General features: G+C 67.6%; 12 protein-coding genes and 2 pseudogenes. 8 read left to right on the top strand and 6 right to left on the bottom strand.

Features of this window, described 5'->3' with window-relative positions; translation table 11 throughout:
• Nucleotides 1-21: 21 nt before the first annotated feature.
• Nucleotides 22-773: pseudogene (locus R2B38_RS17885) on the top strand (transposase family protein).
• A 134-nt stretch (nucleotides 774-907) separates the two neighbouring features.
• Here R2B38_RS17885 and R2B38_RS17890 read toward each other — a convergent pair.
• On the bottom strand, nucleotides 908-3,136 hold the full coding sequence (locus R2B38_RS17890) for a protein kinase domain-containing protein (RefSeq protein WP_318017132.1): 2,229 nt from the start codon (nucleotides 3,134-3,136) through the stop codon (nucleotides 908-910).
• 389 nt (nucleotides 3,137-3,525) lie between these two features.
• On the opposite strand from R2B38_RS17890, the pseudogene R2B38_RS17895 reads away from it, so the two are divergent.
• Together R2B38_RS17895 and R2B38_RS17900 are read left to right on the top strand one after the other, a co-directional pair.
• Nucleotides 3,526-4,399 (top strand): annotated as a pseudogene (locus R2B38_RS17895) (tyrosine-type recombinase/integrase); the annotation flags it as partial.
• Between the two features lie 517 nt (nucleotides 4,400-4,916).
• Complete coding sequence (locus R2B38_RS17900; RefSeq protein ID WP_318017133.1) at nucleotides 4,917-5,105, top strand: hypothetical protein; 189 nt, start codon at nucleotides 4,917-4,919, stop codon at nucleotides 5,103-5,105.
• Nucleotides 5,106-5,191: 86 nt separating this feature from the next.
• On the opposite strand, the gene R2B38_RS17905 is transcribed toward R2B38_RS17900, so the two are convergent.
• A complete protein-coding gene (locus tag R2B38_RS17905) occupies nucleotides 5,192-5,953 on the bottom strand; it encodes a phosphoglyceromutase (protein ID WP_318017134.1) in 762 nt (253 codons plus the stop codon).
• 166 nt (nucleotides 5,954-6,119) lie between these two features.
• Here R2B38_RS17905 and R2B38_RS17910 point away from each other — a divergent pair, with 166 nt between their 5' ends.
• Entirely contained in the window at nucleotides 6,120-7,388 is a 1,269-nt protein-coding gene (locus R2B38_RS17910; RefSeq protein WP_318017135.1) for an MFS transporter, read from the top strand.
• Between the two features lie 35 nt (nucleotides 7,389-7,423).
• Here the strand turns inward: R2B38_RS17910 and R2B38_RS17915 are convergent, their stop codons facing one another.
• Nucleotides 7,424-7,888, bottom strand: coding sequence for a DUF2000 domain-containing protein (locus tag R2B38_RS17915; protein ID WP_318017136.1), 465 nt, complete (start codon nucleotides 7,886-7,888; stop codon nucleotides 7,424-7,426).
• 49 nt (nucleotides 7,889-7,937) lie between these two features.
• Between R2B38_RS17915 and R2B38_RS17920 the strand changes: the two genes are divergently transcribed.
• On the top strand, nucleotides 7,938-8,780 hold the full coding sequence (locus tag R2B38_RS17920; RefSeq protein ID WP_318017137.1) for an AraC family transcriptional regulator: 843 nt from the start codon (nucleotides 7,938-7,940) through the stop codon (nucleotides 8,778-8,780).
• A gap of 9 nt (nucleotides 8,781-8,789) precedes the next feature.
• Nucleotides 8,790-9,437, top strand: a complete 648-nt coding sequence (locus tag R2B38_RS17925; protein ID WP_318017138.1) for a class I SAM-dependent methyltransferase — start codon at nucleotides 8,790-8,792, stop codon at nucleotides 9,435-9,437.
• Between the two features lies 1 nt (nucleotide 9,438).
• Here R2B38_RS17925 and R2B38_RS17930 read toward each other — a convergent pair whose 3' ends face one another.
• From R2B38_RS17930 to mshA, 3 genes are all read right to left on the bottom strand, one after another.
• On the bottom strand, nucleotides 9,439-11,088 hold the full coding sequence (locus R2B38_RS17930) for a glycosyl hydrolase family 28-related protein (RefSeq protein WP_318017139.1): 1,650 nt from the start codon (nucleotides 11,086-11,088) through the stop codon (nucleotides 9,439-9,441).
• A gap of 124 nt (nucleotides 11,089-11,212) precedes the next feature.
• Nucleotides 11,213-11,734 (bottom strand): YbjN domain-containing protein, encoded by a 522-nt coding sequence (locus tag R2B38_RS17935; RefSeq protein WP_318017140.1) that lies wholly within the window; start codon nucleotides 11,732-11,734, stop codon nucleotides 11,213-11,215.
• A complete protein-coding gene (mshA, locus tag R2B38_RS17940) occupies nucleotides 11,727-13,064 on the bottom strand; it encodes a D-inositol-3-phosphate glycosyltransferase (RefSeq protein WP_318017141.1) in 1,338 nt (445 codons plus the stop codon). Before mshA ends, R2B38_RS17935 begins: the two co-directional genes overlap by 8 nt.
• Nucleotides 13,065-13,270: 206 nt before the next feature.
• Between mshA and R2B38_RS17945 the strand changes: the two genes are divergently transcribed.
• Both R2B38_RS17945 and R2B38_RS17950 read left to right on the top strand, forming a co-directional pair.
• The gene (locus tag R2B38_RS17945; RefSeq protein ID WP_318017142.1) at nucleotides 13,271-14,083 is read left to right on the top strand and encodes a class I SAM-dependent methyltransferase; all 813 of its coding nucleotides are present in this window, start codon (nucleotides 13,271-13,273) and stop codon (nucleotides 14,081-14,083) included.
• A 165-nt stretch (nucleotides 14,084-14,248) separates the two neighbouring features.
• Nucleotides 14,249-15,334 (top strand): NlpC/P60 family protein, encoded by a 1,086-nt coding sequence (locus R2B38_RS17950; protein WP_318017143.1) that lies wholly within the window; start codon nucleotides 14,249-14,251, stop codon nucleotides 15,332-15,334.
• Nucleotides 15,335-15,434: the final 100 nt, after the last annotated feature.

The following is a 15,434-nucleotide window of genomic DNA, read 5'->3' on the forward strand; positions in this document are numbered from 1 at the left end:
GCACGTTGCTCGGGGGCCTCGCTGGTCATCTGTCCTGCCGCACTCGACCTGCCCCATGCCCTCGTGGAGTGGGTCACCATGCTCATCGTCACCCGCGAGGGTGACCGGCGCTGCAAGCTCCGCCTGTCCCAGCGCACGATGGTGGCACTGATGTACCTGCGCGAACACACCACCCTCGCGAAGATCGCTGCCGGCTTCGGGATCAGCGAGTCCACCGCCCACGCCTACACCAATTCGGTCATCTGCCTGCTCGCCGAACGCGCGCCGGGGCTGCTGAAGGTCCTGCGCGAGGCCGATGCGGACTTCGTCCTGCTGGACGGCACGCTCGCCGAGTGCGACCGGGTGGGCGACGGAGGGGCCGACTGTTCCCATAGGCACCGCCGACACGGAGTGAACGTGCAGGTGGTCACCGATCCGGGCAGCCTGCTGCTGTGGCTCTCACCCGCCCTACCGGGCCGGACTCGCGACCTGACCGCTGCCCGCACCCACCGGATCGTCCGCATGTGCGAGCGCCAAGCCGTCCCCATCCTGGCCGACCTCGCCTACCAGGGCGGCGGGGCGCCTGGGTGAGCACCGGCATCAAACGCAGGCCCCTGCAGGAACTCACCCTCACCGAGAAGACCCTCAACCGGGCCATGGCCGCAGCACGGGCACCGGTCAAGCGCGGCGTCGCACGCCTGAAGTCCTGGCAGATCTTCCGCAGATCCCGATGCAGCCCAAACCGCATGACGTCAATCGCCAAAGCCATCCTCACCCTGGAGCGGCAACGCTGAAGAACCTCAGTGATGTTAGCGGTGGGTGAGCTTGTGCGGCCTGGGGCGCGGCCACGAAACCTTGAGTGGGACGCCTCAGGTCCATAGGGGCTCAGAAGCGCTATGCGACCTCAAGCCTCTCGTACCTGGATTCCTCAAGTGCGCTCAATCGCCTCAATTACGTAGCTAAGGGAAATCCTTGCGCGCTGAATGCCAGCGTAACCGCATTCGACACCACTTATTGAGATGAACGTTTCGAATGTTCCCTGATTTCCAGGTCGACGCTTGACACCCTCCAATTGGCGAGTGACTTCATCGATCCGATTATTGATCTTCGCCCGCTTACGCTCACTGGATGCATTGCCTTCAATGGTTATGCGATCAAGGCTCAAACGCGCTTCAAGGTCAAACCTTTCATTCGGTGCGCTTGATTGGACATTGGACGCCGTCAGAGTGATTGAAGTTCTTCTTGAGGTACTGTGGAAAGCGCCTCCTGCCACGTCAATCTTTCCAGCAGCGCCAAATCCAGACAGGGCAAAGGCGATTTCATTAAGCGCGCCGCGCGGTGTTACCGCAGCTGAGACAGCCTGACGAATCAATGCCTCTACATCGGCCAATTCGTCCATGGCCGAACGGAAGTTCAGATATCTGTCATGTGGGCTAGCCTCACTGCAACGGTCGTACCACGCCACGAATTTCTGCGCTGCCGCTCCAACAGGCCATACCTTCAATTTTTCCTGAAGGAGTCTACTATTGTCGGCCCTGCCGAGCGGAACGGGGTCACTGCCGGTGACTGCATAGAAAGCCAATTGAGCGAAGGCGTAGATGTCCACCTGGGCACTGTGAGCCGCTCCCGACCTGGGGTTAGCCATTTGCTCGGGAGCAGAATAGGAGATGTTTCCCCATGCTTGCTTAGTGACTTGAGTCGCTTGGTCGAACCACGCCAAGTCGAAGTCCGTCAAATAAGGGATCCAAGTATTATCATCTGGCCGGTATAGTGCCAGGATGTTTTCAGGTTTAATGTCTCGATGGATTACCGGTCGACTGTGGGCGTGCGCGATAGTTTCTGCTGTCAATAGAAGGAACTGCAGAACTTCTATCGGATCTTCAATGATGTTCGGGAGGTCCCGAAAGTTGGGGCCATCCACGTATTCCATAAAAAAGCCGAGGGGGGCTTCCGTATACTTCTTCACTTTGATGACCCGTGGATGGTCGAGCTGCTGCATGGCCTTGTAACCGCGAGAAAATAGACTTTTCTTTTCCGAGTCGCCATACTCTGTAGGGTGGTACACCTTGTAGGCTAGCTTCTGCCCATCCGCCTGTTGAACTTCGTAAACTGTCCCGAAGCCTCCGCCTCCGATGCTCCTAGTGACTACGCCTTCCCCTACATCGGTCCCCAGGTCGATTTCTGCAAGCTGTTTTACCCTGTTCGTCACTGCGGCATACAGTCGAGAAAATTCCGGGTCTACCCGTAGGCCCTTGTGTTCCCTTCTCTGCTTTTCGAACCACCGAAGAGTGGGCGGGAGCAGCATGGAGGCATTCCTGTGTCCGCGTTTTCTCCAATCCTCGGGGTGATTGGTCAGTTGGGAAGTGTAGTCTTCCAGGAATTGCTTCCCTTGGGCGATGATCCTTCTTTTGTCATATTCTGGAAGGGTGTCTGCCGAGATCGGAGTAAAACCCTGCCCAAGGATGACGCGACCAGCAGAGTCCCCCTTCATGACCGCGATCTGTTCGGCACCCGCAGCTTCTAGGCTCCTGTCAATGAATTCAGAGAGGCCACCGATGGTGACATTTCCATGCGGATCGGCTGCGTCACCTGCAAGACCTTCCAGGAGCATGTAAGTAAATAGCCCATGCCCGTATCTGCTGTCCTCAATGGCGACTTGCTCTGGCCGGCACGCTGCTAGCAAGCTGCGTGATTCTGTACGCGCTGGAATACCTCGATCGATCTCCTCAGGCGTGACCAGCTGGCGACTTCCTCCAAAGCTCCCTGCACCAGAATGGCAACAGTCCAAGATGGTCAGGCAATGTTTGGTTTTCTGGGAAATTTTCTCTGTGTATCGAGCCAGATCAGCCAGGCTCACGCCTTCGGCGAGAGGTTGATAGTCGGCTGTCACAAGAAAAGCGTCAAGTTCGGTAACCAATCCATGCCCTGAGAAGTAAAGGAGGAAAAACTCAAGCTCCTCGTTCATCACGGAAAGTAGAGCACGGCGAATGTTGGGCAGATTCGCCTCCCTGTTGACCAGTAGTTCGACATCGAATCCGTATTCGGGTTGACTCAGGTAGTCAGCCACCTCCGTAGCATCGGCCACACACAGATCCAGGCGGTCTTCGCCTTCGTACTCGTCAATACCAATGCAAATAGCTTGACGGCGTGCAACCATGACGGCTCGTCCCCTCTCCCGGAAATGCACGTTCAGAGTACAGCGTGAGTAGCCATCCTGTGATCGGGTTGCGTTGGTTCGTAAAGAACCGCGCTTGCTTCCGTGCAAGGTTGATGGAGCGGCTTTGGGGTGACGCTGCTTTGGTGCGAGTGATCATGAACCCGTAAGCTTCCGGCACGTCGGACAGCCTGTGGACCTGCCCGGTAAAGCACGACGTTGGGGGCCATGATCTTCGAGGCTCGCGCCAAAGTGGCTCCTCTACGTATCTCTTCTACGGCAAGTGACTGATTGCTGTAGCGCGCGGCATGGACGCTGGCCGGGCTGGAGCGGGACGAAGGCAGGAGCGCAGGCCCGGCCGGGGGCCGCGCGCGGGAAGCGGAGCGAGCCGCCTTGGATCGCGTCCGCTGTGCTCCTTCCAGCTTGCCCATATCCGTGACTGGGTACAGAAGCTCCAGGAGAACGGGATGCGGGGCTCGTATGCCCGGACGATCTACTCCAACGTTCGTGCCGCTCTGAGCGCGGCCGTGGACGACGGGCACCTTCCGCGCAGTCCGTGTGCGGCTCGATCGGTCCGACCGCCGGCCGTGGATACGAAGCGCATCGTCCCGTGGACGCTGGAACGGCTCTTCGCCGTCCGGGCCCGGCCTGCCCGAGCGCTTCCGAGCCATGGCCGACCTGGGCGGCGGCTGCGGGCTCCGTCAAGGCGAGATCCTCGGCGTCGCTGTCGACGCAATCGACTTGGCCTCGGACACCCTTCACGTGGTCCAGCAGCTCAAGTTGAGCCGCAGCCAGGCCGTCTTCGCCCCGCCCAAGGGCGGCAAGCTCCGGGACGTGCCGCTTCCCGGGCCGGTCGCCGATGCGCTCCGGGCCCACATGAAGCAGTTCCCGCCGGTCGACATCACCTTGCCGTGGAAGGTGGCAGGCGGGCCTCCCATGACCAAGCGACTGCTCTTCGCTGGACCGCGCGGTGGTCACGTCTGGCAGACGTCCCTAAACGAAGAGGTGTGGAAGCGAGCGCTGGCCTCGGCCGGCGTGATCCCCGAGCGGAAGCCTGGCGAGTCGTACGCCGAGTCTCGCGAGAACGGCATGCACGCCCTTCGCCACTTCTACGCCTCGGTACTCCTGGACGCCGGGGAGAACATCAAGGCTCTTGCCGAGTACCTCGGCCACTCGGATCCTGGCCTGACTCTCCGGGTCTACGCGCACCTCATGCCGTCCAGCAAGGAGCGCACCCGCAAGGCGGTTGCTGCTGTCTTCAACTGATTCTGCGGAAGCTCAAGATTCCACACAGTCAGCATTCATGATCAGGCACCGCGAACGCTTCCCTCGCTGTCTACAAATGATGACAGCCAATTCGCCCGACTTCGGCATTCAGAATCACGAACCGCGAACGCTTCCCCCGCTGTCTACAAATGATGACAGCCAATTCGCCCGACTTCGGCATTCAGAATCACGAACCGCGAACGCTTCCCCCGCTGTCAACGAATGACTACAGGTCACCGCCTAGCGGAGCAGTCCGACAGGCTGCCCAGCCAGCCAACCCGACTCCGGGAAGGGTCCACCCACGATTTTCCGTAGGTGGACCCCAGCATCCCTCTCAAGCGCCGCCACAAACAAGAAGTCGAGGGTCACGCCAACGGTTTAAGCTGCGGGTTTGTGGCCCTTCTCATTGGACCAGTAAAGTCCCCTACGCTGCCACTGGAACAAGAGGGGCCGCTCACTGTCATGAGCGGCCCCTCACCCGTCGGCACGCTTTATCCCCAGCGCTAAAGGAGAAGTCATGCGTCCTACGGAGGAGCCCATGTTGCCACGACGCGGTCTGCGTATCGACCTCATCCCTCGTGAGCTCCCACTCGGCCTCATCGGACTCGGCGGCGCGACGCTCGCCATGTGGGTCGGCGCCGAACCCGTCGCTGTCCTCCCGCTCGCCTTCCTGGTGTCGGTCCGGGTGAGGCTGCGCCGCTTCTAAGTGCGACGGCCCAGGCACGGCCCCAGGGCATAGAAGAGCCCCCTCCTGACGGAAAACCCGCAGGCAGGGGGCTTCTTCAGCTCGGCTTACTTCTTCTTGCCCTGGTTCTTGACCGCCTCGATCGCAGCCGCGGCCGCATCCGGGTCGAGGTACGTCCCCCCGGCCTTGACCGGCTTGAAGGACGCGTCCAGTTCGTACGCCAGCGGGATGCCCGTCGGGATGTTCAGGCCCGCGATGTCGGCGTCGGAGATGCCGTCGAGGTGCTTGACCAGGGCGCGGAGGGAGTTGCCGTGGGCGGCGACCAGGACCGTGCGGCCCGCGAGGAGGTCGGGGACGATGCCGTCGTACCAGTACGGGAGCATGCGGACGACGACGTCCTTCAGGCACTCCGTGCGGGGGCGCAGCTCCGGCGGGATCGTCGCGTAGCGCGGGTCGTCCGACTGGGAGAACTCCGTGCCGTCCTCAAGGGGCGGCGGCGGGGTGTCGTAGGAACGGCGCCACAGCATGAACTGCTCCTCGCCGAACTCCGCGAGGGTCTGCGCCTTGTCCTTGCCCTGGAGGGCGCCGTAGTGGCGCTCGTTCAGGCGCCAGCTGCGGTGGACCGGGATCCAGTGGCGGTCCGCGGCCTCCAGCGACAGCTGCGCCGTGCGGATCGCGCGCTTCTGGAGGGACGTGTGGACCACGTCGGGGAGCAGGCCGGCGTCCTTGAGCAGCTCACCGCCGCGGACCGCCTCCTTCTCGCCCTTCTCGTTCAGGTTGACGTCCACCCAGCCGGTGAACAGGTTCTTCGCGTTCCACTCGCTCTCGCCGTGGCGGAGGAGGATCAGCTTGTACGGTGCGTCGGCCATGCCCCAGAGCGTAATCCACGCATTCGGGCCACCGCCTGGCGCCCGCCTCCCAGCCCCACAGTTGACGGCTTCTGTTAATTGAGTGGTCCCCCGGGCTGTCCCGTTCGTAAGTTGTGCCCAGCGCATGAGCCACTTACACAGTTGTCCGACCGTGGGGGAACGATCCATGTCACTCGCCGCCCTGAGACGCGCCGCCCGGGAAACCGTCTCCGGCCTCCCCCGCGAGTTCTGGTGGCTGTGGACCAGCACCCTCGTCAACCGGCTCGGGGCGTTCGTCTCGACGTTCATGGCCCTGTACCTGACCCTCGACCGCGGCTACTCCGCCACCTACGCCGGCCTCGTCGCCTCCCTCTACGGCCTCGGCGGCGTCGCCTCCTCCATCGGCTCGGGCGTGCTGACCGACCGGATCGGCCGCCGCCCCACCCTCCTCATCGCGCAGTCGTCGACCGCCGCGTCCGTGGCCCTGCTCGGCTTCATGCACGACCCCGTCGCCATCGCCGCCGTGGCGTGCCTCGTCGGGGCGGCGAGCAACGCGTCCCGCCCGGCGGTGCAGGCGATGATGGCCGACATCGTGCGCCCCGAGGACCGCGTCCGCGCGTTCTCGCTCAACTACTGGGCCATCAACCTCGGTTTCGCCATATCCTCCATGGCCGCCGGCTTCATCGCCGAGGTCAACTACCGCGCCGGGTTCCTGCTGGAGGCGGGCATGACGGCGGCCTGCGCGATCGTCGTGTTCCTACGGCTGCCCGAGTCCCGGCCCAGCATCGCCGCGGACGACAGCAAGGGGACCGCCGACGCGGTCGGGCTCGGGACCGTACTGCGCGACGGGCGGTTCATGAGCGTCGTAGGGCTGTCCTTCCTCGTCGCGCTCGTCTTCCAGCAGGGCTCGGTCGGCCTGCCGGTCGCGATGGGCGAGGCCGGGTTCACGCCCGCCGACTACGGCACCGCGATCGCCGTCAACGGCTTCCTCATCGTCGTCCTGCAGATCCCGGTCACCCGACTCATCGAACACCGGGACGCCAAGCGGCTGTTGGTCGTCTCGTCGATCCTCGCGGGCTACGGCTTCGGGCTCACCGCGTTCGCCGGCTCGGTCGGCGTCTTCGCCCTCACGGTGTGCGTGTGGACCCTCGGCGAGATGATCAACGCCCCGACCCAGACGGGCCTGGTCGTCCGTCTCTCCCCGGTCCAGGGCCGCGGCCGCTACCAGGGCGTGTACACCCTGTCCTGGGCGGTCGCCGCGCTCGTCGCCCCGCTGATGTCCGGTTTCGTCATCGACCGGTTCGGGGCGGAGTGGCTGTGGGGGTTGTGCGCGGTCGTGGGGACGGGGGCGGCGGTGGGCTACGGCGCGCTGATGCGGGGGCTTCCGGCCAGCGGGGCGGCGACCGTGGAAGCGGAAGCGCCGGCCGCGGCGAAGCCCGAGGTCAGCACCGCCTGAGAACGACCTCCGGCACCTCCCTCGCACACCTTCCCTCACGGATGCATCCGCGCCCCCTTCACCACCTTGTCCACCCCGTTCCGCGGCCCGTACACCGCCAGCCCCACCACATCCAGCTCGGCGGTGGCGACGGCCCGTACCGCCGCCCGGTTGTCCCGGTCGTTGCCGGTGGTGAAGAGGTCCGACGTGAAGACGGACCGGGGCAGCGCGCGGCTCAGCGCCCGCCCATGCGCCGCCACCAGCACCTCCTTCGTCGCCTCGAAGACCATCACCGGCTGCCGGAACATCGGCAGGTACCGCACCCCGTCGGCGTCCTCGTACGGCTCCCCGATCACCTCGGGGACCTGCGATCCCAGGCCGCTGACCAGGAACGACGTGACGTTCAGCCGCTGCCAGGGCTCAAGGTCCGCCCGCAGCAGCACGGCGATCTTGGTGTCGAAGCGGACGGGTTCGGCGGTGACGGCGGTGATGGCGGTCGTGGCGGTGGTGTCAGTGCTCATACATCGAGACTGCCGACCGCCCCACGCCCCCGTCTTGTACGTTCTTTGCATGGCCCCGCAACAGGGCCCGGGCCAGCCCGGCCCAGGCCGCCCCCAGCCGGAAGTCTCCGCGTGGCGGCCCCGCATCCCCGGTGTCGTCGAGGTCTTCCACGCGCACTTCACCGAGTACGCGTACCCGATGCACGTGCACGACGCGTGGACGCTGCTGATCGTGGACGACGGAGCCGTACGGTACGACCTCGACCGGCACGAGCACGGCACCCCGCACGACACCGTGTCCCTGCTGCCGCCGCACGTCCCGCACAACGGCTCGCCCGCCACCCCGCACGGCTTCCGCAAGCGCGTCCTCTATCTCGACGGCACGCACCTGGCGGACGACCTGATCGGTTCCGCCGTGGACCAGCCGGACCTCCGCGATCCCGAACTCCGGCTGCGCGTGGGCCAGTTGCACACCGCCCTCGACCACCCCGGCGACGAACTGGAGGCGGAGAGCCGGCTCACGCTCATCGCCGAGCAACTGCACGCCCGCCTACGGCCGTTCGCCGCCCCCACCCCGGCTCCCGGCCCCGTCCTCGCCCGCACCCTCCGCGAACTCCTCGACGAGCACGTCACCGACGGCATCACCCTCGACGAGGCCGCCCGGCTCGTGCACGCCCATCCCGCCCATCTGGTACGGGCGTTCAGCGGGGCGTACGGCATCGCACCGCACCAGTACCTGATGTCCCGCCGCGTCGACCGCGCCCGCCGGCTCCTCCTCGACGGCCGTCCGCCGGGCGAGGTGGCGACGGTGACCGGGTTCTTCGACCAGTCCCATCTCACGCGCCATTTCCGGAAGTTGGTGGGGGTCACGCCGGGACGTTATTCACGCGACAGGCGCGGACACCCCAGCTAGATTCCGCGCATGGACTGGCACGAGTGGCACGACGCCTACGACTCCCCCGACTCCTACCTGAGCCGCCGACTGGCCCTCATCCAGGAACGGATCCGCCTCGCCCTCGACACCGCGCCGCCGGGCCCGCTCACCGCGATCAGCCTCTGCGCGGGACAGGGCCGCGACCTGATCGGCGTCCTGGCCGACCACCCCCGCGGCCCCGAAGTCCGCGCCCGCCTGGTCGAGTTGGACGAACGGAACGTGGACGTGGCGACACGGGCCGCCCGTGCCGCAGGCCTGCCCGGCGTCGAAGTCATCGCCGGAGACGCCGCGTTGACGGACCAGTACGCCGAACTCGCCCCCGCCGATCTGGTCCTGGTCTGCGGCCTCCTCGGCAACATCTCCGACGCCGACGTCGAACGCGTCCTCGACCACTGCACCGCCCTGTGCCGGACGGGCGGCACGCTGGTGTGGACCCGCAGCCGCGACATGCTCCCCGACCTCGTCCCCCAGGTCTGCGCCTGGCTGGAGGAACGCGGCTTCGAGCGCCTGTGGGTCTCGGACCCCTCGATCCCCCAGTCCGTCGGCGCCCACCGCTTCACCGGCGAACCCCGCCAACTCCCCACCGCCACCCGCATGTTCGACTTCATCGGCTACGACGTCCTGCGACAGGCCTGAGTCACAGCTTCCGCTGCGCCTCGTACAGGTTCCGCGGCCGTACGACGCCCGTCGTGCCGTAGAGCTCCAGCCGTGCGTGCAGGTCGCCGGTGAAGTCGGGGACGTCGATCTGGTCGAACTCGGTGACCGTGTTGAGGCCCACCGTCGCGCTGTACGGGGCGAGTTGGTCGATCTTCATCAGGCCCGCGCGGCCGTTGGTGACGCGGATGTTCCAGTGGGTGAAGCGGGCGCCGAAGAGCGGACCGGCGTTCGCGTCACCGCCGTGGCGGCCGTCGTTGTTCACCGTGATGTCGGTGCGGACGTCGGCGAAGGGCAGCCCGCGGTGGCTGTCGAAGGTGCCCATGCGCATGTCGCCGCGCGACCAGACGTTGTACGACGACAGGCCCTCGACGTTGATGCCGTGGAGCTGGGTGTTGGGCGGGGCCGGGACCGTGCGCTGCTCGATGGTGAAGTCCTCGATGAGGTTGTCGTGCGAGCCCTCGCGGCAGAAGTAGGGGTGGTGGGAGCCGCGGCCCGCCACCGTCGTACCGCGCAGGGTGCAGGCGGAGGCCGCCACCAGCCCGAAGCCGTTGTCGACGTGCCGGACCGTCACGTCGTCCAGCCGGCAGTCGTAGGCGCACTGGAGGACGACGCCGTTGTAGCCCTTGTCGAGGAGGTGGGGTTGCTGCGGGGTCTCCACCGCCTCCAGGGTGAGGCCTTCGACACCGGACCCCGTCAACTCCTCGACGTGGGTGGTGAGTTGAGGATTCCACTCGGGGCGGAGGTCGAGGGGCAGCGGGCGTTCGAGCGTCACCTTGCGGCCGTGGACATGCGCGATGCGAACGGGCCATTCGTAGGGGACGTACGACAGCAGCTTGGTCTTGTCGTCCCAGTAGTACGCCTCGGGGCCGGGGCCGCCGCCCGCCATGTGCTCCAGGAGGGTGTGGGTGGGGTCGTCGGCGAGGCGGAGCAACACCAGTTCGCCGGGCCGCAGTTGGGAGGCGTCCGCCACCGTCACCGTCCACGCGCCCTGCCGGGCCGGTTCGACGGTCGTCAACTGCCGCCATTCGTCACGCCTGTTGCCGGTCCAGCCCTCGAAGGGCCACGCCTTCGCCCTGATCGCGGCGACCAGGGAGTCCCAACGGGCCGTCGGGGCAAGCCAGATGAGCCCGCCCGCCCAGGACCAGGACGACTTGTCGCCGCCGTAACGGGAGCCGTAGACGCCGATCAGCTCGGTCAGATTCTTCGTCGCGTAGAGCTTCGTACGGTCGCTGCCGGCACCCCTGACCACCACGTTCGAGTGGCCTATGCGGATCACGTCGTCGATGCGGAAGGTGCCGGGCGGGATGAGCACCGTGCCACCGCCGGCCCTGCCGGCAGCAGCGATGGCACGGTTGATCGCGGGGGCGGAGTCGGTCGTGCCGTCCGCCCGGGCGCCGTAGGCGCGGACGTCCAGCACGCGCGGGTGCCGGGGGTGGCGCTGCGCGCCCGCCTTCCCGATGTACGGGATCTGCGGGTGGGTGAAGGGGGTGCGGGTGAACTCCCGCCAGAGGGAGGGGACTTGACCCTCAGGACCTCCGCGCCCTGCCCCGGGTCCCTGTTCCGGCAGGGGGACCGCCAAGGCCAGCGTGCTTCCGAGCAGGGCTCGTCTGGTGAAGCGAGGGTTGCTCATGTCCGTACGCCCTTCCATGCGGCTCTTCATGGATGTGAACGACGTTCAGATCTGCGTCAGCCGTGAGCATGCCACGGAGCCAGGAAGCTACGGAAGATGCCGAACAGAGGTAAGTCGGCCGGGGTCAGTCGGTCGGCCGGGTCGGCCGCTGGGTCAGATTCGTGAACGCGTCGAGATTCCGCGTCGACTCACCCCGCGACACCCGCCACGCGTACTCCTTGCGGATCGCGGAGGCGAAGCCCAGTTCCAGGAGGGTGTTGAAGCTGCCGTCGGCGGCTTCCAGTACCTGGCCGAGGAGGCGGTCGATCTCGGCCTCGGTGACGGCGGACAGCGGGAGGCGGCCGGTGACGTACACGTCGCCGAGCTGGTCGACCGCGTAACTCACGCCGTACAGCTTGAGGTTGCGCTCCAGGAGCCAGCGGTGGAAGGCCGTCTCGTTCTCGTCGGGATGGCGGATGACGAAGGCGTTGAGGGAGAGGGAGTGGCGGCCGACGAGGAGGGAGAGGGTCGTCGACAGCTTGCGGGTGCCGGGGAGTTGGACGACGAACGCGCCGGACTCCGGGCTCTCCCAGTCGAGTTCGGCGCCCTTGAGGAAACCCTCGATGACCTGCGCCGCCCGCTCCTGGTCCGCTGCTGCCTCACCCATGGTGCGAGCGTACGTGACGGCGGTGGGCCTGCGCCGCCGCCGTGTAGACGTCCGCCGTGGCGGCGGCCGCGGTGTCCCAGCCGAAGCACTGGGCGTGCTTGGCGGCGGCCTCGCCCATGCGGGTCGCGCGGTGCGGGTCGTCGGCGAGATCGCGCAGCACGCGCGCGTAGGCGGCGGGGTCGTGGCCCTGGACCAGGAAGCCGGTCTCGCCGTCGCGCACGGCGACCGGCAGGCCGCCGACCGAGGCCGCGAGCACCGGCGTACCGGCGGCCTGCGCCTCTATGGCGACCAGCCCGAAGGACTCGCTGTACGACGGCATGACCAGCACGGACGCGGCCCGGAACCAGTCCGCGAGCTGCTCCTGCCCGACCGGCGGCCGGAACCGTACGACGTCCGCGATGCCGAGCCGTGCGGCCAGTTTCTGCAGGCCCTCCGGCTTGGCGAGGCCGCTGCCACTGGGGCCGCCGACGACGGGCACGACGATGTTCGTGCGCAGCTCGGGCCGCTCGTCCAGCAACACCGCGACCGCGCGCAGCAGGACGTCCGGCGCCTTCAGGGGCTGGATGCGGCCCGCGAAGAGCGGGATGAGCGCGTCCTGGGGCAGGCCGAGGCGGGCGCGGGCGGCGGCGCGGCCGTCCGCCGGGCGGAAGCGTTCGAGATTCACGCCGGGGTGGACCACGGCGACCTTGGCGGGGTCGGCCGCGTAGTGCCGTACGAGTTCGTCGGCCTCCTCCGCCGTGTTGGCGATGAGGCGGTCGGCGGCGGCGACGATCTGGGTCTCGCCGATGACGCGGGCGGCCGGTTCGGGGGTGTCGCCGTCGGCCAGGCTGGCGTTCTTGACCTTGGCCATGGTGTGCATGGCGTGCACGAGAGGGACGCCCCAGCGCTGGGCGGCGAGCCAGCCGACGTGGCCGGAGAGCCAGTAGTGCGAGTGGACGAGGTCGTAGTACCCGGGGCGGTGGCCGGCCCACGCCTGCATCACTCCGTGCGTGAACGCGCAGAGCTGGGCGGGGAGTTCCTCCTTGGCGAGACCTTCGTACGGGCCCGCGTCGACGTGCCGGACGAGGACGCCGGGTGCCAGTTCGACGGTCGGGGGGAGGGCGGCCGTGGTGGCCCGCGTGAAGATCTCCACCTCGATGTTGATCGCGGCGAGGCGCTGCGCGAGCTCCACGATGTAGACGTTCATGCCGCCGGCGTCGCCCGTGCCGGGCTGGTGCAGCGGTGACGTGTGCACGGAGAGCATGGCGACCCGGCGGGGCCTGCGGTGCAGGCGCAGCCGCGCGGACGAGGCCGCGGAACGCCGGCCGAGCCTGCTGCCGTACTGGCTCACGTGGCGTTCCTCCTCGCTGCGGGCATGCCTGAGGGAGGGTGTGGGGTTCCCTCCAAGGAGGCCAACATCGGGGGGCCGGATTCTCATTCCGGCGCATGGGGATTTTACCCAGCCATTGCCGGGGGTCGCTCAACCGTTCGAGGGGGCGATGCGTCGGCTCCCGTCCGTGCGGCGCCCCTCGTCCCGCGCCGCCTACCCTCGTAGCCATGACAGCCCGCGCCACGACCCGCCCCGTAGGAACGGTGACGCGTGGGACAACGAACCCCAACCGGCTGCGCCGTATGGACCGCTGGATCGCGGCGACGCACGGCGCCGAGCTGCGGCGGGCCGTCGGTCCCGTCGCCGTGGACCTCGGGTACGGCGCCGCGCCCTGGACGGCCGTGGAACTGCTGGAACGCCTCCGTACCGTCGCGCCGCACGCGCGCGTGGTCGGTGTCGAGATCGAACCGGCGCGGGTCGCGGCGGCGAGACCGTACGAGCGGGAGGGACTCGCGTTCCGGCACGGGGGGTTCGAGATCCCGGTGCCGCAGCGGCCGCTGCTGATCCGCGCGGCGAACGTGCTGCGGCAGTACGACGAGGCGCAGGTCGCCGACGTGTGGGCGCGGCTGTGCGGGCGGCTCGCGCCGGCGGGCGGGGGCTCCCGGGGCGGGCTGCTCGTCGAGGGGACCTGTGACGAGATCGGGCGGCGGCACGTGTGGGTCGCGCTCGGGCCGGAAGGACCGCGCACGGTCACCTTCGCGACGCGGCTCGGCTCCCTGGAGCGGCCGTCCGACCTCGCCGAACGCCTCCCGAAGGCCCTCATCCACCGCAACGTCCCCGGCGAACCGGTGCACGCCTTCCTCCGCGACTTCGACCGCGCGTGGGCCGCCGCCGCGCCCTACGCCTCCTACGGCGCCCGCCAGCGCTGGATCCGCGCGGTGCGGGACCTCATCGCCGACTGGCCGGTGACGGACGGACCGGTGCGCTGGCGGCAGGGCGAAGTGACCGTGGCCTGGGGGGCGTTGGCCCCGCGCGGGTGAATCCGGTTGCGGGTGTGGCGCGTGGGGAACGATCCCCGGCGACCGTTCGTCACAGAAGTACGGGAAGTACCGCCTCTGTCGTTTTACGTGCGGGCATGGCACGATCCCCCAGGCGTCCGTAAGTTACTGACGGTCAATCAGATACGGGATTGTGGGGGCAGGGGTATGGGAGCGGGCAGGCGAGCCCTGATCACGACGGCCATCACGGTCGTCTGCGCGGTCACCGTACTCGCGGCACCCGGCACGGCGTTCGCGAGTCCGACGCCGACACCGACCCCCTCGGCGACCCCGACCGCGTCCCCAACCCCCGTGACCAACAAGGACCTTGAGGCTGTACGCGAGAAGCTCGACGCGCTCTACCACGACGCGGCCGTCGCCACGGACGCGTACAACGCGGCGGAGGAGAAGTCCCAGAAGCAGTCCGCGGAGATCGTGGAGCTGGCCAAGAAGATCGTCAAGGGCCAGGAGAGACTGGACGAGTTGAAGGACCGCGCCGGTGCCGCGGCCCGCTCCCAGTACCGCACGGGCGGGCTCCCGGATGAGGCGCAGCTGCTGCTGAGCGACAACCCGCAGGCGTTCCTGGACGGTACGGGCCGGGTGCTCCAGGGCCAGCGCGCCACCAAGGGCCTGATCGCCGAACTGACCCGCACCCAGCAGGACTTGAAGCAGTACACCGCCGACGCCTCCGCCCAGTGGCAGCAGTTGGAGAAGAACCGCCAGGCCAAGGCCGCCGCCCAGAAGAAGGTCACGACCCAGATCGCGGCGGCCGAGAAGCTCGAGTCCCAGCTGGAGAAGCAGGAGAAGGCGCGGCTGGCCAAACTGGAGCAGCAGGCCGCGCTGAAGGCGCAGACCGCGTGGCTCGACACCGGCGCCCTCAAGGACGCCACCGGCACGGCGTCCGCGGCGGGCAAGGCGGCGGTGGCCTACGCGACGGCCCAGCTCGGCAAGCCGTACGAATGGGGCGCCGAGGGCCCGTCGACGTACGACTGCTCGGGGCTGACCTCGCAGGCCTGGGCGAGCGCGGGCGACCCGATCCCGCGCACCTCGCAGGAGCAGTGGAAGCAGCTCCCGCACGTCGCCGTGAAGGACATGCGCCCCGGCGACCTCATCATCTACTTCGACGACGCCAGCCATGTCGCCATGTACATCGGCGACGGCGCGATCATCCACGCCCCGCGGCCGGGGCGGACGGTGACGGTCGCGGGGGCGGGTTCGATGCCGATATTGGGCGTTGTGCGACCGGATGCGTAACTTGTCCATCGCCATGCGCGAGGCATCCGTACGGCACCGGTGACCCGGGCCACGTGACCTGGCGCACGCACCCTCCGCGCCAAACACCCGCCCGGCGTGA

Source organism: Streptomyces sp. N50 (assembly GCF_033335955.1).
GTDB lineage: Bacteria > Actinomycetota > Actinomycetes > Streptomycetales > Streptomycetaceae > Streptomyces.

What these genes read in the sequence shown, in the direction of transcription:
- R2B38_RS17945 (WP_318017142.1), top strand. Translation starts at nt 13,271, where the DNA reads ATGACAGCCCGCGCCACGACCCGCCCCGTAGGAACGGTGACGCGTGGG.
- R2B38_RS17915 (WP_318017136.1), bottom strand. Translation starts at nt 7,888, where the DNA reads ATGAGCACTGACACCACCGCCACGACCGCCATCACCGCCGTCACCGCC.
- R2B38_RS17920 (WP_318017137.1), top strand. Translation starts at nt 7,938, where the DNA reads ATGGCCCCGCAACAGGGCCCGGGCCAGCCCGGCCCAGGCCGCCCCCAG.
- R2B38_RS17900 (WP_318017133.1), top strand. Translation starts at nt 4,917, where the DNA reads ATGCGTCCTACGGAGGAGCCCATGTTGCCACGACGCGGTCTGCGTATC.
- R2B38_RS17930 (WP_318017139.1), bottom strand. Translation starts at nt 11,088, where the DNA reads ATGAGCAACCCTCGCTTCACCAGACGAGCCCTGCTCGGAAGCACGCTG.
- R2B38_RS17890 (WP_318017132.1), bottom strand. Translation starts at nt 3,136, where the DNA reads ATGGTTGCACGCCGTCAAGCTATTTGCATTGGTATTGACGAGTACGAA.
- R2B38_RS17950 (WP_318017143.1), top strand. Translation starts at nt 14,249, where the DNA reads ATGGGAGCGGGCAGGCGAGCCCTGATCACGACGGCCATCACGGTCGTC.
- R2B38_RS17910 (WP_318017135.1), top strand. Translation starts at nt 6,120, where the DNA reads ATGTCACTCGCCGCCCTGAGACGCGCCGCCCGGGAAACCGTCTCCGGC.
- R2B38_RS17925 (WP_318017138.1), top strand. Translation starts at nt 8,790, where the DNA reads ATGGACTGGCACGAGTGGCACGACGCCTACGACTCCCCCGACTCCTAC.
- R2B38_RS17935 (WP_318017140.1), bottom strand. Translation starts at nt 11,734, where the DNA reads ATGGGTGAGGCAGCAGCGGACCAGGAGCGGGCGGCGCAGGTCATCGAG.
- R2B38_RS17905 (WP_318017134.1), bottom strand. Translation starts at nt 5,953, where the DNA reads ATGGCCGACGCACCGTACAAGCTGATCCTCCTCCGCCACGGCGAGAGC.